Below are 25,890 nucleotides of genomic sequence, written 5' to 3'. Positions count from 1 at the left end.
GTTGAGGGGTGCATGACGAACCACTCCCCCGCGGCGGACGCCCCGCGTGCGATCGCAGGCGCCTCACCCGAGCAGGTCGTTCTCGGGCTCGATACCTTCGGCGACGTCGCCCTGGGCGCGGACGGCAGGCCGCTCCACCACGCCCAGGTGCTGCGCGACGTCGTCGAGCAGGCCGCCCTCGCCGACCGGCTCGGCGTCGATGCGATCACCCTCGGCGAGCACCACCGCGCGGACTTCGCGGTGAGCTCGCCCGAGATCGTGCTCGCGGCGATCGCGTCACGCACCCGGCGCATCCTGCTCGGAACGGGGGTCACGGTGCTCTCGAGCGACGATCCGGTTCGCGTCTACGAACGCTTCGCCACTCTCGACGCCGTCAGCTCCGGACGAGCCGAGGTGATCCTCGGAAGAGGCTCGTTCACCGAGTCGTTCCCGCTCTTCGGGTACGACCTCAGCGACTACGACACCCTGTTCACCGAGAAACTCGACCTCTTCACGAAGCTCCGCTCCGAGGGCCCGGTCACGTGGTCGGGGCGCCATCGCGCGCGGCTGATCGAGCAGGAGGTCTTCCCCAAGACCGAGCAGCCGGACGGGGTCCGCGCGTGGATCGGCGTCGGCGGCAGCCCGCACTCGGTGCTCCGCACGGTTCAGGTGGGAATTCCCATGATGCTCGCGATCATCGGCGGCTCCCCCGACCGTTTCCTGCCGTTCGCGAACCTCTATCGCGAGGCCCAGGGGGAACTCGGGTCCGATCCGATGCCGCTCGGCGTCCACTCCCCAGGCCACGTGGCCGCAAGCGACGCCGAGGCCCGCGAGGAACTCTGGCCGCACTGGGAGGCGAATCGCAATCGGATCGGCGCCGAGCGGGGCTGGGGACCCGCAACGCGGCGCGACTTCGAGGCCGAAGCCGACGCCGGGTCCCTCTACGTCGGCTCACCCGAAACGGTTTCCGAGCGGATCGCGCACACCGTGACCACCCTGGGCGCCGACCGCTTCGACCTCAAATACGCCACGGGCGGGCTCGGGCACGGCTCCCTCATGCGCAGTATCGAGCTCTACGGCTCCGAGGTGATCCCGCGCGTACGAGCGCTCCTCGGCAGCGCACAAAAATAGCCTCTGATCTGGGGAACTCACCCGACGCTACTTGTACTGTAGAGGCATGACACAGAAATCACTCGGCGTTCTCGCCGCCTGCGTCGCCTCGTTCGCCGTGGTGCTCCTCGCGCTCTCGGTCGCCCTGTCGCTGCCGCTGTGGCTGAGGATCTCGCTCATCGCAGTGGCCGTGCTCGCGCTCGGTGCGGCCGGCGCCGCGATCGGCCTGGCCGTCTCCGCCCACCGCCGCTCGCGCGAGTAACGACGCCCCTCGCCCCGAGCCGCGCCGTGCAGCGCGACCGAGAGCTCAGATCTCGAGCACGCGCCAGGCACCCGTCTCGGCCTCGGTGGGCATCCCGTCCAGGATCCTGATCCGCCCCCGCTCCGGCTCCGTCACGACCGTGGCGAGCGTGGCCCAGTGCTCGCCAACGGGAAGCGACAGGTCGGGTCTGCAGGTGAGCGGAGCCTCGCCCTCGCCCGAGACGAGCAGGTCGACGAGCCCGGCCTCGTCGCGCGGTAGGCCGCCCTCGAGCCGGCTCCGGATCAGGGCGAGACGCGCCGAGGAGTCGGGCTCGGCCTGCGCCGTCTTCTGGCCGGCGAGCGGCGTGGAGTTCAGGAAGTGGTTCGTGCGCTGCACCGAACCGTCGACCTCACCGATCTCGAATACCCCGACGGGGCTGAGCTCGAGGGCGACGGCGCGCTCACGGTCGAGGAGGGTGAGCGCGGAGGAGGATCCGATCGGCGCGTCACCGAGCAGCTCGAGCGCCTCCTCGACGGAACGGCACTCGGTGAGAATGGCGTGCGAGAGCAGGTGCATGGGCACCCCGCCCGCCCCGTCCTCGGCGTGGAACAGAATGTTGAAGTGCAGCGCGAGTCCGCCCTCGTTGATGCCGATCTTGCTGAGGATCCCCTGCTCGGTGAGGCCCGCGTAGCTGAGGCCGGTGCCGTGCACGACCTGGGTGTGCCAGAAACGATCGAGTTCGATGTGCCAGTCCCAGGTCTGCGCCCCCACCCTCGCGCCGTCGATGACGGCGGTGACGGTGGAGCACTCGGGAGCCCCGCCCGCGAGCGCGAGGATCTCGGTGCGCGCGTTGAGCGCCACGACCTCGGCCAGCTCGACGCCGGCTCCCTCGGCCACGCCGCTCAGCTCGGCCACGACGGCGGGGCGCCACTCGCTCAGGGTCCGCAGCACCTGCTCAACGGCGACCGCCTGCGCCGCAACGGTCACGCCGACGCTGCGGAAGAGCGCATCGTAGGCGGCCGAGGCTTCAGCGAGGCTGCCGGCGAGCGCGCGCCCCCGGCTCAGCCCGATCTCGAACGGGGTGGCCCCCGTCACCTCGATGTGCGGACGTTCGGTTTCGCTCTTCCATCCCATCTGGGTATCTTCTCGCAGGATCGAGTGGGGCGAAACCCCCGAAAACGAAACGCGGGGCCGGCGCTCAGCGCCGACCCCGCGGTCTCGTTCAGTGCGACGCGTTACGCGAGGCGAGCCTGCAGGTTCTCGTCGATCGCCGCGAGGAACTCCTCGGTGGTGAGCCACTGCTGCTCGGGGCCGACGAGGAGCGCGAGGTCCTTCGTCATCTTGCCGGACTCGACCGTCTTGATGACGACGTCCTCGAGGGTCTGCGAGAAGTCGATGAGCTCCTGGTTGCCGTCGAGCTTGCCGCGGTGCGCGAGGCCGCGCGTCCAGGCGAAGATCGAGGCGATCGGGTTCGTCGAGGTCGGCTTGCCCTGCTGGTGCTGACGGTAGTGGCGCGTGACCGTGCCGTGCGCAGCCTCAGCCTCGACCGTCTGGCCGTCCGGGGTCATGAGCACGGACGTCATCAGGCCGAGCGAGCCGAAGCCCTGCGCGACCGTGTCGGACTGCACGTCGCCGTCGTAGTTCTTGCACGCCCAGACGTAGCCGCCCTCCCACTTCATGGCGGAGGCGACCATGTCGTCGATCAGGCGGTGCTCGTAGGTGAGACCGCGCTCGTCGAACTCCTGCTTGAACTCTGCGTCGAAGACCTCCTGGAAGATGTCCTTGAACTGGCCGTCGTAGGCCTTCAGGATCGTGTTCTTCGTGGAGAGGTAGACGGGGTAGTTGCGCGACAGGCCGTACTTGAAGGAGGCGCGAGCGAAGTCGCGGATCGAGTCGTTGAAGTTGTACTGGCCCTGGATCACGCCGCCGCCCTCGGGGAGCGTGACAACGTCGAACTTCTGCGGCTCGGAGCCGTCCTCCGGCTCGAAGGTGATGGTGACCTTGCCGGGACCGGCCTTGAAGTCGGTGGCCTTGTACTGGTCGCCGTGCGCGTGGCGGCCGATGATGATCGGCTTGTTCCAGCCGGGGACGAGCCGCGGGATGTTGGAGATGATGATCGGCTCGCGGAACACGACGCCGCCCAGGATGTTGCGGATCGTGCCGTTGGGGCTCCGCCACATCTTCTTCAGGCCGAACTCCTCGACGCGCGCCTCATCGGGCGTGATCGTCGCGCACTTGACGCCGACGCCGTGCTTCTTGATGGCGTTCGCCGCGTCGATCGTGACCTGGTCGTCGGTCTCGTCGCGGTGCTGGATTCCGAGATCGTAGTATTCGAGATCGACGTCGACATACGGGTGGATCAGGCGATCCTTGATGAACTGCCAGATGATCCGCGTCATCTCGTCGCCGTCGAGTTCGACGACGGTGCCTTCTACCTTGATCTTCGCCAACGCTTCTCCCATTGTCGTGATGTGTGAGCTCGGGAGCGCGCGGCTCTGATTGGACGCCGCGCGCCGATTTCCTCGCGAATTCTCGGCCTGATCGCCGGTTCCGCGTGCTGGGTCCGATTGGGACCGCGGACAAGTCTACCGGAGTCCCCGGTTTCTCTCGACATCGAGAGAAAATCGACCGAAAATCGCCGTTCCGGACTTGCGAACACCCCGGCAAACGTTAGCCTTGTCACATGACCGCCCTGAGACTTGAAGAGCTTTCCGCCGCGACCATCGTCGCTGTGAACAGCCTCGGCCTGAAGCCTGGCCAGGAGCAGTTCATCACTCCCGTGTCCTACGCAGCAGCAGCAGCCGTCACCCCGGCCCACAGTGCGTGGCAGCGGGTTGTCCTCGAAGGCGACCGCGTGGTCGGCTTCATCCACGGAAACTTCGATCCCGACGCCTCGCAGGAGGAATTCCGCGCGGCCCTGTGGCGGATCAACGTCGACGCCGAGGCCCAGGGCATGGGCGTCGGCACCTTCGCCGTCGGTGCCCTCATGGATGAGGCGCGCAGCCGCGGCGTCAAGCGCCTCACCGTGCTCTGGGAGCGCGGCGAGGACGGCCCGGAGGAGTTCTTCCTGCATATCGGCTTCGTTCCGGTGGGCGAGACGCCCTACGGCGAGGTCATCGGCGCGATCGACCTGTAAGGGGTGCGCGGCGCCCTCAACAGCACCGGCGGACGCGGCGCACTCGCCTCGGTCGCCTCTTCGGTGTTTTTCGGGGGCGTCTATTTCGTCACCCCGATGCTCGCCCCGGCCTCGGCCGAGGCGATCTGGGGCATCCGCAATCTCGTCGCCATCCCGATGATCGCGCTCGCCCTGATCTCGCTCAGGCAGTGGCGCTTCGCGGCGGAAATCGGCACGCGCATCAAGCGGAACCCGCTGCTCATCCTGCCGATCCTGGTGTGCGGCACGATCATCATGGGGCAGCTGTGGGTGTTCAGCTGGGCACCGATGCACGGCCGCGGACTCAACGTGGCGCTCGGCTATTTCCTCCTGCCGCTCGTGCTCGTCGTGGTGGGCCGCTTCCTCTACAGGGACCAACTGACCTGGTGGCACTGGACCGCGGCGGGGATCGCGGCCGCCGGTGTCGCCTTCCAGATCGTGCGGGTGGGCGGTATCTCCTGGGAGACCCTCCTCGTCGGCTTCGGCTATCCCGTCTATTTCGTGCTGCGCCGCGCCATGGGCATGGCCCATCTCGGGGGGATGTTCTGGGAGTTCCTCCTACTCTCCCCGCTCGCGCTGTTCTTCCTCGTCCGCGAACTCGTCGACGGCTCGACCCTCGCAGCGAATCCGGCGCTCGTGTGGTCCGCTCCGCTGTTCGCGCTGTGGACGGGCGTCGCGCTCATGCTCTACGTCGTCGCATCGAGAATGCTGCCGATCAGCATCTTCGGCCTGCTCAGCTACCTCGAGCCGGCGCTGCTCGTGGTGGCGTCGATCCTAATCGGGGAGAGCATCCAGCGGGGCGAGTACGTGCTGTACGGGGCGATCTGGATCGCAGTCCTGATCGTCGTGATCGGCGGCCTCGCGCAGTTGCGGCAACGACCGAATCCCAGCTGAGCGCCCTGGCGACGCGGTTTCGCTGGGGACACGGGACAACCCCGTTCCGCCGCGCTCAGCCCGCGGCGAACCCTCGCCACCGGCCCCGGAAACCCGTGTACTGTGCTGGCATGAGCGAATCGACCGGGGCGGGTGAGCCGACCGCCGACGCGGGAGCCGCCGCCCCCGCGGCCGGCGAGGCCTGCGCGCACGAGACCCACGGGTACATCGACCACAAGGACGAACTGCTGAAGCGCCTTCGTCGTGCGGAAGGCCAGGTCCGCGGCGTCCACCGCATGGTCGAGGAGGACGTCTACTGCATCGACATCCTCACCCAGGTCTCGGCGGCAACCAAGGCCCTCGAGCGCGTGGCGCTCGCGCTGCTGGACGATCACCTCCGCCACTGCGTGGCCTCCGCGGCCGCCGAGGGGGGCGAGGTCGCCTCGGACAAGATGGCCGAGGCCTCGGCGGCGATCGCCCGCCTCGTGCGCTGATCGCCCACTCCCCGCTCCTCGCTGCCGGCGCTCGAGGGGACGATCCCCCGGTCACGCACCGGATCCGCGTGGGCTCCGCCACCGCGGTGAGCGGAAAATCCGCTGATCCGGAAATGAATCCGGGATCGCAGAAACCCTCATACGTAAATTAGAGTGGGTGGTGGAGGACGCGAGCGCTCCTCCGGAGAGGCATCGCATGGCAGACGAGACCGAGAAGACCCAGGCCCCCGAGGCAACCGAGTTCGAACTGGCCGAGCCCGGTCAGATCGACGTCACCCCGGAGATCGACGAGATCGGCGAGCTCCTCCGCCACGATCTCCCGAGCGACAACAGCCCGGACGCCGCGTGGCGCCAGGGCTACCCGTACGACGAGAAGATGTCCCGCAAGGACTACGAGAAGCAGAAGCACACACTGCAGATCGAGCTCCTGAAGCTGCAGGCGTGGGTGAAGGAGTCCGGCGAGAAGATCGTGATCCTCTTCGAGGGCAGGGACGCCGCCGGCAAGGGTGGCGCGATCAAGCGCTTCACCGAGCACCTCAACCCCCGTGGCGCGCGCGTCGTCGCGCTCGAGATCCCCACGGAACGCGAGCAGACCCAGTGGTACTTCCAGCGCTACGTGCAGCACCTCCCGGCCGGGGGCGAGATCGTGCTGTTCGACCGCTCCTGGTACAACCGCGCCGGCGTCGAGCGCGTCATGGGCTACTGCACCCCGCAGCAGTACCTCGAGTTCACCCGCGCGGCGCCCGAGTTCGAGCGGATGCTCGTGAACTCCGGCATCCACCTCGTCAAGTTCTGGTTCTCGGTCGGCAAGGCCGAGCAGCACGAGCGCTTCATGGCGCGCTCGCAGGACCCGGTCAAACAGTGGAAGCTCTCCCCCACCGACCTCGCGTCGCTCGACAAGTGGGACGACTACACGGCGGCGAAGGAGGCCATGTTCTTCTACACGGACACGCCGCAGACGCCGTGGACCGTCGTCAAGTCGAACGACAAGAAGCGCGCCCGCATCGAGGCGATGCGCTGGGTCCTGTCGCAGTTCGACTATCCGAACAAGGACCACGAGGTGGTCGGCACCCCCGACCCGAAGCTCATCGGCCCGCCCGACAGCGTCTACGATGACGGCGAGACCCCGACCGGCACCTTCCCGGTCGTCGGCGGCAAGTAGCCGAATCGTCAAGGGGCGGCCGGGCGAGCACTTCGCCCGGCCGCCCCTCGCGCGTTCCGAGCGTGCGTTCCGGGGCGCGTCGGCGCGCCGAACGCCACCAGACCGCCCCCATTCAGACACCATCAGACTCTTGCGCTCGCTCCCGGGCACGGGCACGATGAGAACATGAGCGAATCGCGAGCCGAGCAGCACATCACACCCGAAACCGAGACCGCGGCGGGCGCCGCACCAGACCTCGTGTCCGACGCAGAGCTGAACGCACAGGAACCGGGAGCGGTCCTCATCTCGGTGTTCCGGCAGAGCTCTTCCCACCCTCTCGTCCTCGACGCCCGCGAGGTGGGCGGGGCCGTGCAGGAGCTCGAGGACGTGATCGGGGTCGTCGAGAGCGAGGGCGCGTCGATCCGCGGGTGGTACGACACGAGCGGGCTGCGCGGCGACGCCGACCTCATGCTCGTGCTCACCGGCGCTGCCATCGAGGATCTGCAGTGGGCGGTCCGCGAACTGCGCCGCACCTCGCTGCTGCGCCCCCTCATTCGCACCTGGAGCACCGCCGGCTTCTCCGCGGGCTCCGAGCAGTTCGCCGATGTACCGTCCAAGCAGTGGTTCACCGTCTCCCCGGCGCTGCCAGGCGGCTTCGACGGGCTCGAGGATCTCCTGGACGAGGAGTCCGAGGACGAAGAGTGGGATCCGGAGCTGGACGGCGACTGGGAGGGCGACGCGGAGCTCGACAGCGACCTCACCGATGCGAGCGACGCCGAAGAAGACGGGGACGACGACGAAGACGAGATCGCCGTCCACCACCTCACGGCGGCCGGCCTCGGCGATCAGTCCTGGCTCCTCGCCCTCGAGTCTGACGACCTCCTCGAACTCGTCAGCCTCGTCTCCGACCTCACGGACGACCCCGACGGGCCCATCCTCGACGAGCCGCGCTTCACCGGCAGGCAGATCGAGGTCGTCGAGATCGTCGAGGTGCTGCAGTAGAGAGCAGCATCCAGAGACGCTGATGGGGCGGGGATCCACGGAGATCCCCGCCCCATCAGCGTCTCCAGCAACGGTTTACAGGCCCGAGTAGGCGTGCAGTCCCTTGAAGAACACGTTCACGATCGTGAAGTTGAAGATCACCGCGGCGTACGCCACGATCGACAGCCAGGCCGAGCGGGTGCCGCGCCAGCCGCGCGTCGCCCGCGCGTGGATGAAGCCGGCGTAGAGCACCCAGATCACGAAGGTCCAGACCTCCTTCGTGTCCCAGCCCCAGTAGCGGCTCCAGGCCGCCTCGGCCCAGATGGAGCCCGCGATCAGGGTGAAGGTCCAGAACACGAAGCCGATGATCGCGATGCGATAGGCGAGATCCTCCAGCCGGACCGCGCGCGGCAGGGTCGTCAGGAAGGCCATGCCACCGGGCTCGCCCGCGGCGAACCGGTTCTCACGCCGGGTCTGCAGGAGCTGCAGCACCGAGAGTCCGAAGGAGAGCGTGAAGAACCCGACCGCGAGGACTGCCACCAGGATGTGGATCACGAGCCAGTACGAGTCGAGGGCCGGCTGCAGCGGCACGATCTCAACGTAGTAGTTGACCTTCGAGACGCCGAGGAACAGGACCGTCATGCCGGTGACCAGGGTTCCGAGGAAGCGAAGATCCACGAAGAACTGCACCAGCAGGAAGATGAGGACGATCGCGCAGGTCGCGGTGAGCGCGAACTCGTACATGTTGGCCCACGGCACGCGCTCGGCGCCGATGCCGCGGAGCACCGTCGCGCCGAGGTGCAGGAGGAAACCGAGCACGGTGAGCGAGAAGCCGATGCGGAGCGCCTTCGAGCGGCCGCCGCCCTGGCCGCCGCTGCTCGGTCCGCCGGCGACGGGGGCGCCGCCACCCGTGGCGCGCGCGGCCTGCGGGCGCACGCGCGTCGCGACGCCGCCCGAGGCCGAAGCCTCGGCGGTGCGCTCGCTGAGCGCCTGCGGCTCGACGCTCGCATCGGCGGCGGCCGCAACTCGTTCCGAGACCGTGGCCCGCTTGGCCGCCGCGGCGCCCTCGCGCTGCGCGGCGCCGGCATCGCCGCTCCGGTTGGCCAGGTCCACCGCGTAGAAGACGAACGCGATCGCGTACACGATCATCGCGGAATACAACGCGATCGTCGAGAAGTTCTCAAGCTCACTCAGCACAATGCTCCAGAGTAGCCGCTCGTGCCGCGGGATGCCTGGGAAATTCGCCAGGTCATGGCCGAAGAACGGGGCGAACGGGAAGGCGCGGCCCTGCCCGTCACGCGGCCCGCGCGGGCCGCGGCTCGACCGGGAAGGGCCGAGGCGTGAGCGCTACTCGCCCTCGGCGGGTGCCTGAACGGCGCCCGCGCGCCGCTTGGCGCGCCAGTTGCGGAAGGCACGGATGGCCTCGATCAGGATCGGGATGCCCGGGATCAGCACGAGCACGATGATGAACACCTCGCTGTACTGGCGGACGAACGGGATCTGCCCGAGGAAATAGCCGAGGAGCGTCACGCCGACGCCCCAGAGCAGCGCCCCGATCGCGTTGTACGCCACGAAGTGCCGGTAGTGCATCTTGCCGACGCCTGCCGCTGCGGGCACGAAGGCGCGGAACACGGGGAGGAAGCGGGCGATGATGATCGCCTTCGGGCCGTGCTTCTCGAAGAACGCGTGCGTGCGCTCCACGTTCTCCGGGTTGAACAGGCGGCTCTTCTCCCGGTTGAAGATCGTGGGACCGAGCTTTCGCCCGATCATGAAGCCCATCTGGTCGCCCGCGAACGCGAAGATGAAGAGCAGGACGCAGGTGATCCAGATCGGGATGTCGATGATCCCCGTGGCGGAGAACAGGCCGACGGTGAAGAGCAGCGAGTCGCCGGGGAGGAACGCGAGCACGAGCACGCCGGTCTCGAGGAACACGAACGCGCAGGCCAGCACGAGCGCAACCCAGCCCCCGGCCTTCAGCAGCGTCTCGGGGTCGAGCCAGTCGATGCCCAGGAGCGCAGGAGTCACGGTGGCCGCGTGGAGCGCGGTCGTCAGGAAGGACACGGGGCGGATCGCCTTTCGATCAGTGCGGGGTCGGGAGGGCCGCGAAGGCCGATCCAGGTCCAGTATTACCGATTCCGCTGAGCCGTACCTTTGACCGCCCCGGGAATGCGCGAAGACCCGGCCGCACGGACCGGGTCTTCGCGATGTCTGTCAGGATCAGGCCCGCTCGGCCATCTCCACGACGTTCTTGAGGAGCAGGGCCCGGGTCATCGGGCCGACGCCGCCGGGGTTCGGCGAGATCCACGCCGCGACCTCGGCGACCGCGGGATCGACGTCGCCGACGACGCGGCTCTTGCCGGTCTCGGGGTCGGTCTTGCGGGAAACCCCGACGTCGAGCACGATCGCGCCAGGCTTGACGTCCTCGGCGCGGACGATGCCCTCGACGCCAGCTGCGGCAACGATCACGTCGGCCCGGCGCAGTTCAGCGCCGAGATCCGCGGTGCCCGTGTGCGTGAGCGTGACGGTCGCGTTGTATTCGCGGCGGGTCAGCAGCGGGCCGATCGGGCGGCCGACCGTGATGCCGCGGCCGACGACGACGACGTGCTTGCCCGCCCAGGACAGGCCGTTGCGCTCGACCAGCTCGATCACGCCGCGCGGCGTGCACGGCAGCGGCGAGGTGATCTCCGTGTTGGCGTTGAGTACGAGGCGGCCCAGGTTTGTGGGGTGCAGGCCGTCAGCGTCCTTCGCGGGATCGATGCGCTCGAGGATGCGGTCGGTGTCGATGTGCTTCGGCAGCGGGAGCTGCACGATGTAGCCCGTGCACTCCGGGTTCGCGTTCAGCTCGTCGAGGACGGCCTCCAGCTCCTCCTGCGTGACAGACTCTGGCAGCTCGCGCTTGATCGACGCGATCCCGACCTCGGCGCAGTCGCGATGCTTTCCGGCGACGTACCACTGCGATCCGGGATCGGATCCGACGAGCACGGTCGCGAGCCCGGGGACGATCCCGCGCTCTCCGAGGGCCGCGACCCGCAGAGCGAGCTCCGACTTGATTTCCGCGGCGGCGCGCTTGCCGTCGAGAATCTCAGCGGCCAAGGCTTACCACTCCTCGAGGCCGGGGTACAGCGGGAAGCGGTCCGCGAGCGCGGTGACGCGGGCCTTCAGCTCCTCGAGGTCGCCCGCCTGCTGCAGCGTGAGGGCGATGATGTCGGCGACCTCCGCGAACTCGGGGTCGGCGAAGCCGCGGGTGGCGAGCGCCGGCGTGCCGATGCGGAGACCGCTCGTGACCATCGGCGGGCGCGGATCGAAGGGAACCGAGTTGCGGTTGACCGTGATGCCGACCTCGTGCAGCGCGTCCTCCGCCTGCTGCCCGTCGAGGGACGAGTTGCGCAGGTCGGCGAGCACGAGGTGGACGTCGGTGCCGCCCGTGAGCACGTCGACGCCCGCGGCGCGCGACGCCTCCGTGGTGAGGGCCTCAGCGAGGAGCTTCGCGCCGGAGAGGGTGCGCTCCTGGCGCTCCGTGAACTCGTCGGTGGCCGCGAGCTTGAACGCCGTGGCCTTCGCCGCGATCACGTGCATGAGCGGGCCGCCCTGCTGACCGGGGAAAACGTTCGAGTTGATCTTCTTGTGCAGCTCGAGGTCGTTCGTGAGGATGAAGCCGGAGCGGGGGCCGCCGATCGTCTTGTGCACGGTCGAGGAGACGACGTGCGCGTGCGGCACCGGGCTCGGGTGCAGGCCAGCGGCAACGAGGCCCGCGAAGTGCGCCATGTCGACCCAGAGCGTCGCGCCGACCTCGTCGGCGATCTCGCGGAACGCCGCGAAGTCGAGCGTGCGGGGGTAGGCCGACCAGCCGGCGATGATGACCTTGGGCTTGTGCTCGCGGGCCTTCTCGCGCACCACGTCCATGTCGACGAGGAACGTCTCGGGATCGACGCCGTAGGAGACGACGTTGTAGAGCTTGCCCGAGAAGTTGAGCTTCATGCCGTGGGTGAGGTGGCCGCCGTGGGCGAGCTCGAGGCCGAGGATCGTATCGCCCGGCTCGGCGATCGCCGACAGCACCGCGGCGTTCGCGGAGGCGCCCGAGTGCGGCTGAACGTTCGCGTACTTGGCGCCGAACAGGGACTTCGCGCGCTCGCGTGCGAGATCCTCCGCGATGTCGACGAACTCGCAGCCACCGTAGTAGCGGCGGCCGGGGTAGCCCTCCGCGTACTTGTTGGTGAGGACCGAGCCCTGCGCCTCGAGGACGGCGCGCGGGACGAAGTTCTCGCTCGCGATCATCTCGAGCGTGCCGCGCTGGCGGCCGAGCTCCTGCTTGAGGACCTCCGCGATCTCGGGATCGACGACCTCGATGGGCTCGTTGAAGAAGGAAGACTGGTTGGACATGGTGCTCCTCATCGCATAAACATTCCACGAACGGAATTCATCTCGGAAATTCTCAGACCCAGGCGAGCGGCCATTTCCTGACGAGTTGTCGTTCCCCGATGGTGACCATCTGTACGCCAGTCACGACCTTTCCAGTCTAGACGGTCGAGTGGAGCCGGGCCAGGCCGAATCGAGCCGGAGGGTCACCGCTCCCACTCGCGCGACCAGCCGGCGTCGACGGCCAGGAGCCCGGGCCACTCGTCTCCGCGGAACGTCGGCGGCTCGTTCGACCACAACCGTTGCGCCTCCGGGCTGTCCATGGAGGTCGGGACGTCACCGGCAAAGGACGGGTTCCCCTCCCAGTACACGCCGCTCTCGACCTCGACGCGCAAGTAGCTCTTCGGAACGGGGGTTCCGGGGACGCGTTCGTCCTGGGCGGGCGACACGGGAATCGCGGCCCGCAGCACCATGACGTAGCCGTCGTCGTTCCGCAGGCGATACCCCTTCCGCAGCAGCACGCCGGCCTCGTCGGTGTCATCCCACTCCGCGGGACCGGTATCGGTGGATGAGGCATCGAGCGGATCGGCCGGCCCGGAGGCATCCCGCAGGTCGCGCTTCCAACCCTGCGCCTCCGCCACGCTCAGCGCCCGCTTCGCGACGCTCCCCGGATCCCCGTCGAACAGGATCTCCCAGCTCGCCGCCAGCCGGTAGCGCTCCGGTTCATCGGCCGTCACCGAGCGCACCCCGCCGTGCGAGGCCACCAGCCACCCCTCCCGCGCGATCCCGGTGCGCACCGGCGATGCCTGCTCCTGCAACCGGTCCCAGGAGCGCTCTCGCTGCGCTTCGAAAGCGGCCCGGTCGAGGGCCACCGTGTTCGCCTCGGACGCGCCGGCGAAGTCTCTCGGACCGTTCCGCATGATCGCCGTTCCGACGCCCGCTGCGACCGCGGCGAGGACCGGGACCAGCACGAAGACCCCGATCGGGATGAGATCACGAGCCCGCATCCACCCGGCCGACTTCGGCGGCTGCGCCGTTGACTGATGAGCGGCTTCGCGGCTGGGACCGCGCGTTGCGAGCACGATCGCGACGACCAGCGCCGCGAGATAGCAGGGGAACGCGAGCATCGAGCCGAATCCGGCGATCATCCCCTCGGCCCGTTCCGAAAGTCCCGAGAAGAAGGTCCTGAGCGGGGAATCGATCGTGCCGGAATCCCCCGAGCCCCGCACCGCGAGGGACATCAGCGCGAGCCCCCAGGCGCTCGCGATCAGCAGCGAGGAGACCGAAGCGGGAGCGTACCGCCAGCCGCGGCGACGCAGGATGAACCGGGGCAGCGCAGCGAGGAGCGCGATGCCCGGGACGACCACGGGCGAGAGCATGACGAGGAACAGGGTCTCCCATCCGCCGCTCGAGAAGCGGAGCAGGATGAGGAGCACGGGGAGGAACCAGGCGACGGGCAGCCAGAGGTACCAGATCGCTCTCAGGAGGGGCGATCCAACAGCCCGGCTCAAAATCCCCGATGAGGTGGTCATGATTCAGTGTAGGCACGACGATCGGGGCGCGCGTGCCCGCCCTCGGGACGCGCCGCCGCACGCCACGATCCACTACTCTTGAGGACCGTGAACAGCATCGCGACGACCCCCGAGAACACCCAGTGGGTGCTCACCCTCTCCTGCATCGACGGACCCGGGATCGTGCACGCGATCAGCGGCGCGATCGTTGCGGCCGGTGGCAACATCGCCGAGAGCCAGCAGTTCGCCTCCGCCGACACCGGTCGCTTCTTCATGCGCCTCCAGGTCGAGGCCGTCGCGCAGCCCGAGACCTTCGAGGAGCGCTTCGCCGGTTCCCTCGCGCCGGTCACCGAGCGCTACAACATGACCTGGCGCCTCGACCGGGTCGGACGCCCCGTGCGCACCCTCCTCCTCGCCTCGACGGCGACGCACTGCGTCAACGACCTCCTCTTCCGCCATCGCGGCGGCCAGCTCCCCATCGAGGTCCCGCTGATCCTGTCCAATCACGAGACGGTGCGGGACATCGCCGAGTTCTACGACGTCCCCTTCGAGCACCGCGCGATCGCGAGCCCGGAGGACCGCGCGGCGTTCGAAGCTCGCGTGCTCGAGGCCGTCGAGGAGTTGGACATCGAGCTCGTCGTCCTCGCCCGCTACATGCAGATCCTGTCGCCCGAGCTGTGCGAGGCGCTCGCGGGCCGCGCGATCAACATTCATCACTCATTCCTGCCCGGTTTCAAGGGCGCGAACCCCTACAAGCAGGCGCACCAGCGCGGCGTCAAGCTCATCGGCGCGACGGCGCACTTCGTCACCACCGATCTCGACGAGGGCCCGATCATCGAGCAGGACGTCACCCGCGTCGATCACTCGTACACGCCGCGCGAGCTCGTGCAGCTCGGCCAGGACGAGGAGTCGCGCGTGCTGCGCCGCGCCGTGAACTGGTACGCCGAGAACCGCGTGCTCCTCGACGGGGACCGCACGATCATCTTCCGCTAGTTTCCCGGGGCGCGGATCCCTCGTCGGTTATTCGTCTGCCGCCGACAGCCCCGCGAGCTCCGCCCGGAAGCCCGCGAGCATCGCCCGGAGGCCCAGCGCGAACGAGGCGTCCGCGGCGCTCGTGCCGGTCTCCTCGATCCGCGCGGCACGCGCTGCGTATGCCGCGGAGTAGGCGGGGACATCGCCCCGCGGCCCGGGGTTCATCATGTCGGGATCCGCGGCGAGGTCGAGGGCCGCCCCCAGGATGAACGCCTCGAGCGCCACGAGGAGCTCGAGCGCGCGGGCCGGGGGCCAGCCCGCGCCAACGAGCTTCGCGATCACGTCCTCGTACATGACGGTGGTGATCGAGTCAGCGGAGAGCGGCAGCACCGCGAGCATCGCGATCGTCGGCGGATGGGCGGCGAACGCGGCACGGTAGCGATGGGCCCAGGCCTCGAGTGCCTGATCCCAGGGCAGATCGGCGAACATCTCCGAGCCGATCCTGTCGCTGATGAGCTCGCGGATCCCGGCCATCAGCTCGGCCTGACCCCCCACGTGGTTGTAGAGGGCGGACGGCCCGACGCCGAGTTCGTGCGCGATCGCCCGCATCCCCGCCCCGTCGGCACCGCGCTCGTCGATGAGGCGGAGTCCGGTCTCGAGGATCAGCTTCCGCGAGAGGATCCCGGTGCGCGGGCGTCCGGCTCGGCGGCGCACGGGCGGCTCGGACGCCGCGCCGGGCGTGTCCCCGGCCTCGGTCCCGGGCATTCCGGCCCGACGCGCCGCCTCATCAGCGCTCTGTGCCGTCATCGCCACTCTCCTGTCCGGGTCTGCCCCGCCGCCAAGCTATCGCCTTCGCGCGGGGGATTCTGTGGATCGAGTCGCGCGGGCGAGGAATTCGTACTATTCTCATCCCGATTCATTAAACGAACCGTGTTCATTTATGACACTATCGAACTCGCGCAAGGGTTCGAGCCGCATCACTGCCGCATCACAGCTGCCGCATCAAAGGAGATACACCGGTGTCCGAAACCGTCCAGCCCACACACCTCAGGAGAGAGCTCGGTCTCGGCGGCCTGATTCTCTTCGGCCTCGCCTATATGGCCATCGCCACGGTGTTCACGACCTACGGCATCGTGAACCAGATCACCGAGGGCCGGCTGCCCCTCTCCTACGTGGTCGCGCTGCTCACGATGCTCTTCACGGCGAACAGCTACGCGGCGATGGTGCGGAAGTATCCCGTTGCCGGATCGGCGTACACCTACGTGCAGCAGGGCTTCGGCGGCGGCATCGGCTTCCTCACCGGGTGGGTGCTGCTGCTCGACTACCTCTTCATCCCGATGATCAACTTCATGATCCTCGGCCTCTACGTGAGCACGCAGTTCCCGAGCATCCCGGCGTGGATCCCGTCGCTGCTCACCCTGATCGGCGTGCTCGTCTTCAACGTCCTCGGGATCAGCCTCGTGAACAAGCTCAACGTGGCGATCATCAGCCTCTCGGTCGCCGCGATCATCCTGTTCACCGTGTTTGCGGTGAAGACCGCGGTCGCCGATCCGAACGCCCCGGGCATTTTCGATCCGTTCATCCCGGGCCACGCGGGCTTCAGCCCGATCTTCACCGGAGCCGGCGTGCTCGCGCTGTCGTTCCTCGGTTTCGACGCGGTCTCCACGCTGTCCGAGGAGGCCAAGCACCCGCGCCGCGACATCCCGCGCGCGATCATCCTGACCACGCTCATCGGCGGCGCCCTCTTCATCTTCGTGTCCTGGATCGGCGCGATGTCCTACCACCTCGACGACTGGAGCACGGCTCCCCGCGAGCTCCTCGACGCCGCCGGAATCGTGCTCGCGAACCACGTCGGGGGCGAATGGCTCGGCGTCCTCTTCGCCGTCATGTCGGTCGCCGGCTGCTTCGGTTCGGGGCTCGCCGGCCAGGTCTCGGTCGCGCGAATCCTGTACTCGATGGGCCGCGATGGCACGCTGCCGCGCCCGCTCGGTATCCTGTGGTCGCGCTACGGCACCCCGGTCGTCGCCGCCGTCACCGTGTCGGTCTTTGCGCTGGCGAGCCTGTTCCTCACGCTGGATCAGGCCGCGTTCATGATCAGCTTCGGAGCCCTCGCAGCATTCGCGATGGTGAATCTCTCCGTGATCAGGGTGTATCTCTTCCCCAAGGGTGGGCTGCGCAGCCGGCTGAGCCCGAAGGACATCATCCTCACCGGCGTCTTCCCGCTCGTCGGACTCGCGCTCACGATCTGGCTCTGGACCTCCCTCAAGCCGATGACGTGGATCGTCGGCGGCATCTGGTTCGCGCTCGGCTTCGCGATCCTGCTGTGGAACACCCGCTTCTTCCGCCGCCCCGTCCCGAAGATGGACTTCTCGGAAGGGCCCGCGACCGAGGTCATCGACGCGATGGCCGAGAGCACTCCCTTCAAGTGAGCGACACGGGCTCCTCGGTTCGCCGGGGAGCCCGTTGTCGCAGGTCCCCCCCTAGTCTGAAACCAACCCTGCACCGCCGCGAGGAGGCCAGCACATGAGCATCACCGTTTTCACCGGAGGAGAAATCCTCGTCGATCCAGCCGCCGGATCGGAACCGATCCGCACCACGGCGATCGCATTCCGCGACGGCGTCGTCGCGGCGCACGGCCCTGCGGCCGAGGAGCTCGCCGCGGAGGATGGCGCCGAGCAGATCGACCTCGCGGGCGGCACCCTCGCCCCCGCCGTCGGCGACGGCCACGCGCACCCCCTCCTCGGGGGCTCCGAGGCGCTCGGGCCCAATATCCGCGCGGCGCAGGACCTCGCGGGCATTCTCTCCGCGGTCGCCGAGTGGAAGGCAGCGCACCCCGAGGCCGAGTGGATCATCGGGGGCAGCTACGACGCCACCTTCGCCGAGGGCGGCAGCTTCGACGCCCGCTGGCTCGACGAGGTCACGGGAGACACCCCCACGATTCTCCGCGCCTGGGACTACCACACGGCGTGGGTCAACTCGGCGGCGCTGGCCGCTGGCGGCATCACCGCAGAAACCCCTGATCCGCCGCTCGGTCGTTATGTGCGCCGCGAGGACGGATCACCGCTCGGCACGCTCCAGGAGACCGCGGCGAACAACTTCCTCGCCGAGGTTGCGCCGGCCTTCAGCCTCGAACAGCGGCTCTCCGCGATCGAGAGCGCCACGCGCGCCTACGCCGCCCAGGGCACCACCTGGATCCAGGACGCCTGGGTGCAGCTCTCCGACCTCGAGGTGTACCGCGCAGCGGTCGCGGAGGGCCGCCTCCACACCCGGGTCAACCTCGCGTTCGTCGCAGATCCGCTCAGCTGGCGCGACCAGGTCGACGGGTACGTTGCCGCCCGCGAGGGGATCCGCGAGCTCGGCGAGGACCGCCTCAGCGCGGAGACGATCAAGATCTTCGTCGACGGGGTGGTCGAGAGCCACACCGCCGCGCTCCTCGAACCCTACGCCGACCGGCCGGAGGAGATGGGACTCCCGAACTGGAGCAGCGAGGAACTCGCCGCGGCGGTGGAGCGCTACGACGCGCTCGGCTTCCAGATCCACCTCCACGCCATCGGCGACGGCGCCAACCGCCTCGCGCTCGACGCGCTCGAGTCCGCCGCGGCGAACAACCCGGAGCGCGAGCGGGACCACGTGATCGCGCACGTCGCCCTCCTCGACCCCGCTGACGTGCAGCGCTTCGCCGAGCTCGGCGTGATCGCGAACTTCGAGCCCTACTGGGCGCAGTGCGACGCCGTGATGCGCGACCTCACCATCCCGCACCTCGGCCAGCCGCGAGACGAGTGGCAGTACCTGATCGGATCGATCGTGCGCAGCGGCGCCACCGTGTCGTTCGGCAGCGACTGGCCGGTCACCACGGTGGACTGGCGGCCGGCTCTCGCCACGGCCATCACCCGGCGGAGCACCGACGAGCCGGACGCCCCGTCCTGGATCCCCGACGAGCGCATCGACCCGGCGGCCGCTTACGAGGCCTACACGAAGGGCATCGCACGCCAGGCCCTCGCGGCCGACACCAGGGGAACGCTCGCGGTCGGCCGCACCGCGGACGCCGTGTGGCTGACGGGCGATCCGCTCACCGTCGATCCCGATTCGATCCCGGAGCTGCGCGTGCGCGGCACGTGGCTCGGCGGCGAGCGCACCCACAGCGGATAGGACACACCGCAGAGCTTCGCGGCGTTGCCGGGGCAACCCGGCACCGCCACGGAAACACAGAAGAATATTCGACGCGAGTCGGCCGGGTTTCCCAGCGGGGGACGCGGCGGGGGACGACGGAGCACACCAGCAAGGGAGCAGTAGTGAGCGACACCACCCAACCGCATCTCAAGCGGGCCCTCGGCCTCACCGGCCTCACCCTGTTCGGGGTGACGTACATGACGGTGATCACCGTCTTCACCACGTACGGCATCGTGAACAAGGCGACCGATGGGCACCTGCCAGCCGCCTACGTCGTGGCGGTGATCACGATGCTCTTCACCGCGGGAAGCTACGGAGCCATGGTCAGGCGCTATCCGGTCGCAGGCTCGGCGTACACCTACGCGCAGCAGTCGTTCGGCGGCGGCGTCGGGTTCCTCACCGGCTGGGTCATGCTGCTCGACTATCTCTTCATCCCGATGATCAACTTCATGCTCATCGGGATCTACCTGAACACCCAGTTCCCCGCCGTGCCGGCGTGGGCCTTCACCCTCGCGGCGCTGCTCCTCGTGCTGCTGTTCAACATCCTCGGCATCAACCTCGTCAGCAAGGTCAACATGGCGATCATCGCCCTGTCGGTCGTGCTCGTCGCCGTGTTCATGGTGCTCGCCTTCAAGTACGCGCTCGGCGGCGACGAGTCGGTGAGCCTGATCGAGCCGTTCACCACGGGGAGCGGCGGCATCGCGGCGATCGCGAGCGGCGCGGCGATCCTGGCGCTCTCGTTCCTCGGCTTCGACGCCGTCTCGACCCTGTCGGAGGAGGCCAAGCGTCCGCGCAAGGACATCCCGCGCGCGATCGTGCTTTCCACCCTCGTCGGCGGGTTCTTCTTCGTGCTCGTCTCGTGGGCCGGCGCGATCGCCTACCACCCCGACTGGACGAAGCTCTCGGAAACGGAGCTGGAGGCGGCGGGCGTCACCGTCATGAACAACATCGGCGGCGAGGCGTTCACCGCGTTCTTCGTCGCGGTCTACGTGGCGGGCGCGTTCGGCTCCGGCATGACCGGCCAGGTGTCGGTGTCCCGCATCCTCTACGCGATGGGCCGGGACGGGATGCTGCCGAAGCCGCTCTCCGTGCTGAACCGCCGCTTCGGAACGCCGATCGTGGCCGCGGTCGTCGTCTCGGTGTTCGCCCTGTCGAGCCTGTTCCTGAAGCTCGAGGCGGTGAGCTTCATGATCAGCTTCGGCGCCCTCGCGGCGTTCTCCGTCGTGAACCTGTCGGTCATCCGCACCTACCTGTTCCCCAGCGGCGGCCGCCGCGAACCGGTCACCGCGTGGCGGATCATCCGCTACGGCGTCCTCCCCTTCATCGGGTTCTGCCTCACGATCTGGCTGTGGAGCGAGCTGCACCCCGAGACCTGGATCGTCGGCGGTATCTGGATCCTCATCGGGTTCGGCATCATCGTGATTGTCACCCGCGGCTTCAAGAAGCCCGTCCCCAAGATGGACTTCTCCGAGGGCGACCCGACCACCCAGCAGATCGACCAGCTCGGCGAGGAGTATCCGCTGAATCCGCGCTGACGCAGCGTGCCCTTTGGTGCGGTCCGGGAACGCCGGACCGCAGCAGAGGGCGCCGCGCGGCGTGGCGCGCGGCGGGCGGCGCGAGGTCAGTCGCGCGAGCGCAGGTGCTCCACGTCGCCGGCGGAGACCGTGAGCATACCGCCCGTCGGCAGATCAACCACGAGCGAACCGTCCTCCGCGAGGTCTCGCGCGCGCCCGTCGACGATCTCCCCGCCAGGCAGGTGGACGCGCACCTCCGCTCCGAGCGTGAGCGAGCTCCGGCGCACGCGCACGCGGGCCGAGTCGGGATCCCCCGCCGCGAGTTCCACGACGGAGAGCAGCCGGGACGCGTAGTCGGAGAGCAACGCGTCCGCGAGCGCGGGCCCCGGTCCGTCCTCGAGCGACTCAGCGCCGTTCACCTCGGCGCCCGCGGCGAGCAGCGACGTGGCGCGCTCGGTGGGCAGCTCCCACTCGTCGACGAGCACATTGATCCCCGCCCCGACGATGATCGAGCCGTCCGGGAGCATCTCGCACAGGATCCCGCACAGCTTCTGACCGGGACGACCGGCGATCGCGTCCTCCTCGTCGCGCACGTGCACGTCGTTCGGCCACTTCACGCCGACCCGGAGCCCCTCGGGGAATCGTGGCTGCAGCGACGCCGCCATCGCGGAACCGACGAGCAGCGGCAGCCAGCCGGGACCGAGCGCGCTGCCCGGGCCCGATCCGGCAGCGACACTCCCGGACCCAGCGAAACCCCTGATCAAGATCGAAGTTGCGAGGGATTTCCCAGGCGGGGTCACCCAGCCGCGCTCGAGTCGCCCGCGCCCGGCCGTCTGATCGGCCGTCGCGAGGAGGGTGCCGTGCGGCAGCTCCTCCGACCGCGCCAGTTCGCGGAGCTCCGCGTTCGTCGAGCCGACGGCATCGCGCCAGATCACGCGGGGCAGGAGGTCTCGGGTACTCGCCAGGTCCATGCCACCGAGGCTAGTGCAGGCATCGTTCGCAATTCATCGGGATCTTCCCTGGTCCTGCGCGACCGCCACGCAATACACTGCGAAGTGTGAGCCAGAAGAAAATCCCGCTCCGGCGACTCCTCGCGGGCGCGGTGCTGGGCGCGGGGTGGATGCTCGCCGCGGCCGGGATCGCCTCCGCCACGCCCCCGGTCACGCTCGACGACACCTACATCACCGACGATGTCGGGGTGATCGCGCCGGCCGACGAGGCGGCGGCCGACCAGCGGCTCGCGGCGGCGCACGAGGCGACGGGAATCGACCTGTACGTCGTCCTCGTCGACCACTTCACCGCCCCTGAAGACCGTATTCAGTGGGCGGATCAGGTTGCAACGAGCAACGGGCTCGGCAACAACCAGTATCTGCTCGCCATTTCCACCGAGGGCCGCCAGTACTTCATCTCGGCCTCCAACAGCGGCCCGTTGAAGGAATCGCAGATCGCGGCTATCGAGAAGGCGATCGTCCCGGATCTGAAGAGCGCGGACTGGGCCGGCGCCGTCACCACGGCGGCCTCCCAGCTCGAGGAGCAGCACGCGGCCCCGGGACGCAACACCGCGATCACCACCGGCGTCGTCGCGGGCGGGATCGGCGTCGCCGGCGCCGGCTACGGGGTGTGGCGCGCGGCGAAGAAGCGTCGCACGAAGCGCGAGATCGAGGAGGAGCTCCAGCAGCTCACCCAGCGCGCTGGCGCGGGGCTCGTCGCCGTCGACGACGCCGTGAAGACGGGCGAGCAGGAGCTCGAATTCGCCCGCGTGCAGTTCGGCGAGGAGACCACCAAGGACTACGCAGCGGCCCTCGCCGACGCCAAGCAGAAGCTCATCGAGGCGTTCGCGCTGCAGCAGAAGCTCGACGATGGCGATCCCGACACCGATGAGGAGCGGCGGACCTGGCTCAGCCAGATCATCGCGAGCTGCGAAGAGGTGCAGGGCCGCCTCGCCGAGCAGGCGACCTCCCTGAAGGAGCTGCGCGACATCGAGCGGGACGCCCCGGAGGCTCTCGCGAGGCTCGATCGGGGCCTGCTCGAGGCGGAAGCCTCTGGCGGCGCCGAGGCGGCACTCGCGGCGCTCGCGCAGCGCTTCTCGGCCGAGGCAATCGCCCCGGTCCGGGAGAATCCCGCACAGGCGGCCTCCCTCCTCACCTTCGCCAAGGAGCGCGCCGAGCGCGCCCGCACCGCGCTCGCGGCGAGCAGCACCGGCGAGGCCGCGACCCTCATCCACGAGGCCGAGCGGGCCGTCGCGCAGAGCGGCGCCCTGACGGCGGCGGTCACCCAGATCGGCCCGCAGCTCGACGAGGCGGGAGCCCAGGCTGAGGCCCTGATCCTCGACATCGAGGGCGACGTGAACAGCGCGCCGGGGATCAACGACCCGAGCGGTCAGGTCGCCTCGGCGGCCGCGGCCGCCACGCAGGAGATCGCGCGAGCCCGTGTCGATCTCGGGACCTCGCAGCGGAATCCCGCGCGTGCGCTGCAAGCCCTCGAGGCGGCGAACGCCGCGATCGACGGCGTGATCGCGACCGCGCGCGAGAACGAACGCGCGCTCCAGGTACTCGATGGCACGATCACCCGCGTGTCCGGCCTGATCCAGCAGACCGAGCAGTTCATCAATTCCCGGCGCGGCGCCGTCGGCTCGACCGCGCGCACCCGCGTCGCCAAGGCCAGGGCTTCGCTCGACGGTGCCGAGGCGATGCGCACGAGGTCACCGAAGGACGCGCTCGCCGAGGCGCAGCGCGCCGAACGCTACGCGAACGAGGCCATGCAGTCAGCCCAGAGCGACATGAACGGCTGGAATGGCGGGGGCGGCGGCTTCGGCGGGGGCTCGGGCAGTTCCGACCTCTCCGCGATCCTGAGCGGCATCATCATCGGCAGCAACTGGGGCGGCGGCTCGCGCAGCAGCGGGGGCGGCTCCAGCTGGGGCGGAGGCGGCTCCCGCGGGGGTGGCGGCTTCGGCGGTGGCGGAGGCGGCTTCGGCGGCGGGGGCGGCGGTCGCCGATCCAGCGGCGGCGGGAGATTCTGACCCGGCGGCCGAGACGCTCCCGGACCGAGATCCGGGCATCGATCCGTCCGCGCACTCGCACTGCGCCCTTCACCTCACCAGACACACTCCGTAAACTCACCAACCACCAGCCACTGCGAAAGGAATCCGCATGAGCAAGCAGTCCATCTTCGGTCGCATCACCACCCTGATCCGGGCGAACGTCAACGCAATGATCGACTCGGCAGAAGATCCTCAAAAGATGATCGACCAGCTGATCCGCGACTACACGAGCAACATCTCCGACGCGGAGGCGGCGATCGCCGAGACGATCGGCAACCTGCGCCTGCTCGAGCAGGACTACCAGGAGGACATCAGCACGGCCGAGGAGTGGGGCCGCAAGGCGATCGCCGCGAGCACCAAGGCCGACGAGCTGCGCACCTCGGGCTCCTCCGCCGACGCCGACAAGTTCGACAACCTCGCAAAGGTCGCACTGCAGCGACAGATCGATTCGGAGAACGAGGCTCGCGCCGCGGCTCCCACGATCGCGACCCAGCAGGAGACCACCGAGAAGCTGAAGGCCGGCCTCAACGGCATGAAGGAGAAACTCAAGGAGCTGCAGAACAAGCGCGCCGAGCTGGTCGCGCGCGCGAAGACCGCCGAGGCGCAGAACCGGGTCGCCGACGCGGTCAAGTCGATCGACGTCCTCGATCCGACGAGCGACCTCGGCCGCTTCGAGGAGAAGATCCGCCGCCAGGAGGCCCTCGCCCGTGGCAAGCAGGAGATCGCCGCCTCGACGCTCGACGCCCAGTTCAACGAGCTCGAGAACATCGACGCGGTGACCGAGGTCGAGGCGCGTCTGGCCGCGCTGAAGGCCGGCAAGCCGCAGCAGGCGCTCGAGCAGTAATCATCCAGGGCCCTCCGGGGCCGTGAACGCCGAAGGGGCGGGGACCGCAGCGAGCGGGTCTCGCCCCTTCGGCGCGCACGGCGGGATATTCCGCTGTCAGCGCAGGCCGCCTCCCGCAACCGCGAGGTTTCCGGCCCACAGCACAGCTGCCGCGAATAGGATCATGCCATGGCCGGATTCTGGGGGCGCCGCGCGCGCGAGGAAGAGGAGCGGCTCACGGCCGCAGACGAGGCGCTGTCGAAGCGGGCGCGGGTCGCGCTCGTCGCCGCGGACGAGCGGATTCGCACCACGGGCGACGAGCTGGACTTCGCCACGGCGGAGCTCGGCGAGTCCGCGACGGCGGAACTCCGCGCCGGGCTCGACGCGGTGCGCACCCACATGTCCGAGGCCTTCCAGCTGCACCAGCTGAACCACGACGAGATCCCCGATACGCCGGAGGAGCTCCGCACCCGGAACGCCCGCATCGTGCAGCTGTGCGAGTGGGCGGAGGCGGTCCTCGACGAGCGCACCTCCGCACTGCAGGCGCGGATCGCCCGCGTGCGCGAGGCGCCCTCGGTGCTGCGGGGCGTCCGCGCTGAGGCTGCGCGCCTGCGGGAGCGCCTGCCCGAGATGCGCGACACCCTGGCGCGACTCGCGGACCGCTACCGGAGCGACACGCTGCAGCGCGTGCGCATGTCGGCCGAGGAGGCCGAGCGCCTGCTCGACTTCGCCGATCACTCCGCCGAGGTATCGGAGCGCCGTCGCTCTGCCGGCCGCCCGGAGGAGGCCAACCTCGCGCTCGAGGCCGCGACGGAGTCGGTGCGCCGCGCGAACGCCGTGTTCGACGGCGTGGACAGCTTTGAGATCGAGGCGCTGCGGGCGCAAACGACGCTGTCCGACGTGATCGACGACTCGCGCGGCGACATCGCCGAGGCCATCGCGGGGCCGCGGACTCCCGCGATCGATGAGGCGCTGCGGGCCCTGCAGGAGGCGCTCGCAACCGTGACGAGCGGCGGCGACCGCGATCCATTCACCGACCTCGCGCTCCTCTCCGGGGCGAACGCCGCGCTCGATGCGGCGCGCGCCGAGGCGGCGCGTCCCGTGATCCCGCTCGAGCGGGTCCAGCACGAGATCTCTGCATCGGATCATTCGATCGGCGTCGCGACCGCGCTCATCGAGGGCCAGCGCGGCTGGATCGGTGCGGACGCGCGCACCCGCCTCGCAGAGGCCCGCCGCATCCGCCAGGGCATTGACGGGCTGGAAACCGACGTCGATGCCCGCGAGCAGGTCATTCAGCTCGCGCGTCGCGCCACGACCCTCGCGGACGAGGCGCTCCGCCTCGCCCAGCGCGACATCGATTCCTCGCGCCCCGACGGCGACGACTGGGGCTGGGGCGGCGGCGGCCGCGGTTACGGCGGCCGCGGAGGCCAGCGCGGCGGCAACGGCTCGGGGATGCTCGGCCCGATCCTCGGCGGAATGGTGCTCGGCGGACTGCTCGACGACATCTTCGACTGACCCACGGGCCGATCCT

At 69.2% G+C, this 25,890-nt stretch carries 23 protein-coding genes and 1 riboswitch; of the genes, 14 read left to right on the top strand and 9 right to left on the bottom strand.

All coding sequences use genetic code 11. From position 1 onward, the window contains the following. Nucleotides 1–12: 12 nt before the first annotated feature. A complete protein-coding gene (locus tag JD292_RS09550) occupies nt 13–1,110 on the top strand; it encodes an LLM class flavin-dependent oxidoreductase (RefSeq protein ID WP_200132519.1) in 1,098 nt (365 codons plus the stop codon). Between the two features lie 46 nt (nt 1,111–1,156). Further along, on the top strand, nt 1,157–1,351 hold the full coding sequence (locus JD292_RS09545; protein WP_200132518.1) for a hypothetical protein: 195 nt from the start codon (nt 1,157–1,159) through the stop codon (nt 1,349–1,351). 45 nt (nt 1,352–1,396) lie between these two features. Here the strand turns inward: JD292_RS09545 and JD292_RS09540 are convergent, their stop codons facing one another. Continuing rightward, nucleotides 1,397–2,464, bottom strand: coding sequence for a C45 family autoproteolytic acyltransferase/hydrolase (locus tag JD292_RS09540; RefSeq protein WP_200132517.1), 1,068 nt, complete (start codon nt 2,462–2,464; stop codon nt 1,397–1,399). A 101-nt stretch (nt 2,465–2,565) separates the two neighbouring features. Next, a complete protein-coding gene (locus JD292_RS09535) occupies nt 2,566–3,780 on the bottom strand; it encodes an NADP-dependent isocitrate dehydrogenase (RefSeq protein ID WP_200132516.1) in 1,215 nt (404 codons plus the stop codon). 233 nt (nt 3,781–4,013) lie between these two features. On the opposite strand from JD292_RS09535, the gene JD292_RS09530 reads away from it, so the two are divergent. The 5 genes from JD292_RS09530 (at nt 4,014) to JD292_RS09510 (ending at nt 7,994) form a co-directional block, all read left to right on the top strand. After that, a complete protein-coding gene (locus tag JD292_RS09530) occupies nt 4,014–4,466 on the top strand; it encodes a GNAT family N-acetyltransferase (RefSeq protein ID WP_200132515.1) in 453 nt (150 codons plus the stop codon). A 3-nt stretch (nt 4,467–4,469) separates the two neighbouring features. Then, nucleotides 4,470–5,378 carry an EamA family transporter RarD gene (rarD, locus tag JD292_RS09525; RefSeq protein WP_200132514.1) on the top strand — a complete coding sequence of 303 codons (909 nt, stop codon included), beginning with the start codon at nt 4,470–4,472 and terminating at the stop codon, nt 5,376–5,378. A 110-nt stretch (nt 5,379–5,488) separates the two neighbouring features. After that, a complete protein-coding gene (locus JD292_RS09520) occupies nt 5,489–5,851 on the top strand; it encodes a metal-sensitive transcriptional regulator (protein WP_200132513.1) in 363 nt (120 codons plus the stop codon). Between the two features lie 196 nt (nt 5,852–6,047). Then, entirely contained in the window at nt 6,048–7,013 is a 966-nt protein-coding gene (gene ppk2, locus JD292_RS09515) for a polyphosphate kinase 2 (RefSeq protein ID WP_200132512.1), read from the top strand. 165 nt (nt 7,014–7,178) lie between these two features. After that, the gene (locus JD292_RS09510) at nt 7,179–7,994 is read left to right on the top strand and encodes a chlorite dismutase family protein (protein WP_200132511.1); all 816 of its coding nucleotides are present in this window, start codon (nt 7,179–7,181) and stop codon (nt 7,992–7,994) included. Between the two features lie 75 nt (nt 7,995–8,069). Here JD292_RS09510 and ccsB read toward each other — a convergent pair whose 3' ends face one another. From ccsB to JD292_RS09485, 5 genes are all read right to left on the bottom strand, one after another. After that, nucleotides 8,070–9,122, bottom strand: coding sequence for a c-type cytochrome biogenesis protein CcsB (gene ccsB / locus JD292_RS09505; protein WP_200132616.1), 1,053 nt, complete (start codon nt 9,120–9,122; stop codon nt 8,070–8,072). A gap of 198 nt (nt 9,123–9,320) precedes the next feature. Further along, entirely contained in the window at nt 9,321–10,034 is a 714-nt protein-coding gene (locus JD292_RS09500) for a DedA family protein (protein WP_369411220.1), read from the bottom strand. 156 nt (nt 10,035–10,190) lie between these two features. Then, nucleotides 10,191–11,066, bottom strand: coding sequence for a bifunctional methylenetetrahydrofolate dehydrogenase/methenyltetrahydrofolate cyclohydrolase (locus JD292_RS09495; RefSeq protein ID WP_200132510.1), 876 nt, complete (start codon nt 11,064–11,066; stop codon nt 10,191–10,193). Between the two features lie 3 nt (nt 11,067–11,069). Next, nucleotides 11,070–12,353, bottom strand: coding sequence for a serine hydroxymethyltransferase (gene glyA, locus JD292_RS09490; RefSeq protein ID WP_200132509.1), 1,284 nt, complete (start codon nt 12,351–12,353; stop codon nt 11,070–11,072). Between the two features lie 49 nt (nt 12,354–12,402). Next, a riboswitch (ZMP/ZTP riboswitch) is annotated at nt 12,403–12,487 on the bottom strand. 48 nt (nt 12,488–12,535) lie between these two features. Continuing rightward, on the bottom strand, nt 12,536–13,861 hold the full coding sequence (locus JD292_RS09485; RefSeq protein ID WP_200132508.1) for a hypothetical protein: 1,326 nt from the start codon (nt 13,859–13,861) through the stop codon (nt 12,536–12,538). Nucleotides 13,862–13,948: 87 nt separating this feature from the next. Here JD292_RS09485 and purU point away from each other — a divergent pair, with 87 nt between their 5' ends. After that, nucleotides 13,949–14,833: a formyltetrahydrofolate deformylase gene (gene purU, locus JD292_RS09480; protein ID WP_439649271.1), complete on the top strand. Its 885-nt coding sequence runs from the start codon at nt 13,949–13,951 to the stop codon at nt 14,831–14,833. Between the two features lie 27 nt (nt 14,834–14,860). Here purU and JD292_RS09475 read toward each other — a convergent pair whose 3' ends face one another. Then, nucleotides 14,861–15,619 (bottom strand): TetR/AcrR family transcriptional regulator, encoded by a 759-nt coding sequence (locus tag JD292_RS09475; protein ID WP_233613959.1) that lies wholly within the window; start codon nt 15,617–15,619, stop codon nt 14,861–14,863. Between the two features lie 212 nt (nt 15,620–15,831). On the opposite strand from JD292_RS09475, the gene JD292_RS09470 reads away from it, so the two are divergent. The 3 genes from JD292_RS09470 (at nt 15,832) to JD292_RS09460 (ending at nt 20,517) form a co-directional block, all read left to right on the top strand. Continuing rightward, a complete protein-coding gene (locus JD292_RS09470; RefSeq protein WP_200132506.1) occupies nt 15,832–17,241 on the top strand; it encodes an APC family permease in 1,410 nt (469 codons plus the stop codon). A 94-nt stretch (nt 17,242–17,335) separates the two neighbouring features. Next, nucleotides 17,336–18,961 carry an amidohydrolase gene (locus JD292_RS09465; protein WP_200132505.1) on the top strand — a complete coding sequence of 542 codons (1,626 nt, stop codon included), beginning with the start codon at nt 17,336–17,338 and terminating at the stop codon, nt 18,959–18,961. Between the two features lie 143 nt (nt 18,962–19,104). After that, complete coding sequence (locus JD292_RS09460; RefSeq protein WP_200132504.1) at nt 19,105–20,517, top strand: APC family permease; 1,413 nt, start codon at nt 19,105–19,107, stop codon at nt 20,515–20,517. A gap of 86 nt (nt 20,518–20,603) precedes the next feature. Here JD292_RS09460 and JD292_RS09455 read toward each other — a convergent pair whose 3' ends face one another. Continuing rightward, a complete protein-coding gene (locus tag JD292_RS09455; protein ID WP_200132503.1) occupies nt 20,604–21,467 on the bottom strand; it encodes a biotin--[acetyl-CoA-carboxylase] ligase in 864 nt (287 codons plus the stop codon). Between the two features lie 86 nt (nt 21,468–21,553). Between JD292_RS09455 and JD292_RS12380 the strand changes: the two genes are divergently transcribed. From JD292_RS12380 to JD292_RS09440, 3 genes are all read left to right on the top strand, one after another. Further along, entirely contained in the window at nt 21,554–23,515 is a 1,962-nt protein-coding gene (locus JD292_RS12380; protein WP_200132502.1) for a TPM domain-containing protein, read from the top strand. A 130-nt stretch (nt 23,516–23,645) separates the two neighbouring features. Beyond that, nucleotides 23,646–24,380: a PspA/IM30 family protein gene (locus JD292_RS09445; protein ID WP_200132501.1), complete on the top strand. Its 735-nt coding sequence runs from the start codon at nt 23,646–23,648 to the stop codon at nt 24,378–24,380. Nucleotides 24,381–24,548: 168 nt separating this feature from the next. After that, nucleotides 24,549–25,874, top strand: a complete 1,326-nt coding sequence (locus JD292_RS09440) for a hypothetical protein (protein WP_200132500.1) — start codon at nt 24,549–24,551, stop codon at nt 25,872–25,874. The last annotated feature ends 16 nt before the right edge of the window (nt 25,875–25,890 follow it).

The organism is Leucobacter edaphi, assembly GCF_016522535.1.
Lineage (GTDB): Bacteria > Actinomycetota > Actinomycetes > Actinomycetales > Microbacteriaceae > Leucobacter > Leucobacter edaphi.
Note: the sequence above shows the minus strand (reverse complement) of the source record. Positions and strands in the feature narration are given on the sequence as shown.

Bases quoted from the DNA above. Each gene is read 5' to 3' on its own strand.
- JD292_RS09550 (WP_200132519.1), top strand. From the start codon at position 13: ATGACGAACCACTCCCCCGCGGCGGACGCCCCGCGTGCGATCGCAGGC.
- JD292_RS09545 (WP_200132518.1), top strand. From the start codon at position 1,157: ATGACACAGAAATCACTCGGCGTTCTCGCCGCCTGCGTCGCCTCGTTC.
- JD292_RS09540 (WP_200132517.1), bottom strand. From the start codon at position 2,464: ATGGGATGGAAGAGCGAAACCGAACGTCCGCACATCGAGGTGACGGGG.
- JD292_RS09530 (WP_200132515.1), top strand. From the start codon at position 4,014: ATGACCGCCCTGAGACTTGAAGAGCTTTCCGCCGCGACCATCGTCGCT.
- JD292_RS09520 (WP_200132513.1), top strand. From the start codon at position 5,489: ATGAGCGAATCGACCGGGGCGGGTGAGCCGACCGCCGACGCGGGAGCC.
- ppk2 (WP_200132512.1), top strand. From the start codon at position 6,048: ATGGCAGACGAGACCGAGAAGACCCAGGCCCCCGAGGCAACCGAGTTC.
- JD292_RS09510 (WP_200132511.1), top strand. From the start codon at position 7,179: ATGAGCGAATCGCGAGCCGAGCAGCACATCACACCCGAAACCGAGACC.
- ccsB (WP_200132616.1), bottom strand. From the start codon at position 9,122: ATGATCGTGTACGCGATCGCGTTCGTCTTCTACGCGGTGGACCTGGCC.
- glyA (WP_200132509.1), bottom strand. From the start codon at position 12,353: ATGTCCAACCAGTCTTCCTTCTTCAACGAGCCCATCGAGGTCGTCGAT.
- JD292_RS09485 (WP_200132508.1), bottom strand. From the start codon at position 13,861: ATGACCACCTCATCGGGGATTTTGAGCCGGGCTGTTGGATCGCCCCTC.
- JD292_RS09475 (WP_233613959.1), bottom strand. From the start codon at position 15,619: ATGACGGCACAGAGCGCTGATGAGGCGGCGCGTCGGGCCGGAATGCCC.
- JD292_RS09465 (WP_200132505.1), top strand. From the start codon at position 17,336: ATGAGCATCACCGTTTTCACCGGAGGAGAAATCCTCGTCGATCCAGCC.
- JD292_RS09455 (WP_200132503.1), bottom strand. From the start codon at position 21,467: ATGGACCTGGCGAGTACCCGAGACCTCCTGCCCCGCGTGATCTGGCGC.
- JD292_RS09445 (WP_200132501.1), top strand. From the start codon at position 23,646: ATGAGCAAGCAGTCCATCTTCGGTCGCATCACCACCCTGATCCGGGCG.
- JD292_RS09440 (WP_200132500.1), top strand. From the start codon at position 24,549: ATGGCCGGATTCTGGGGGCGCCGCGCGCGCGAGGAAGAGGAGCGGCTC.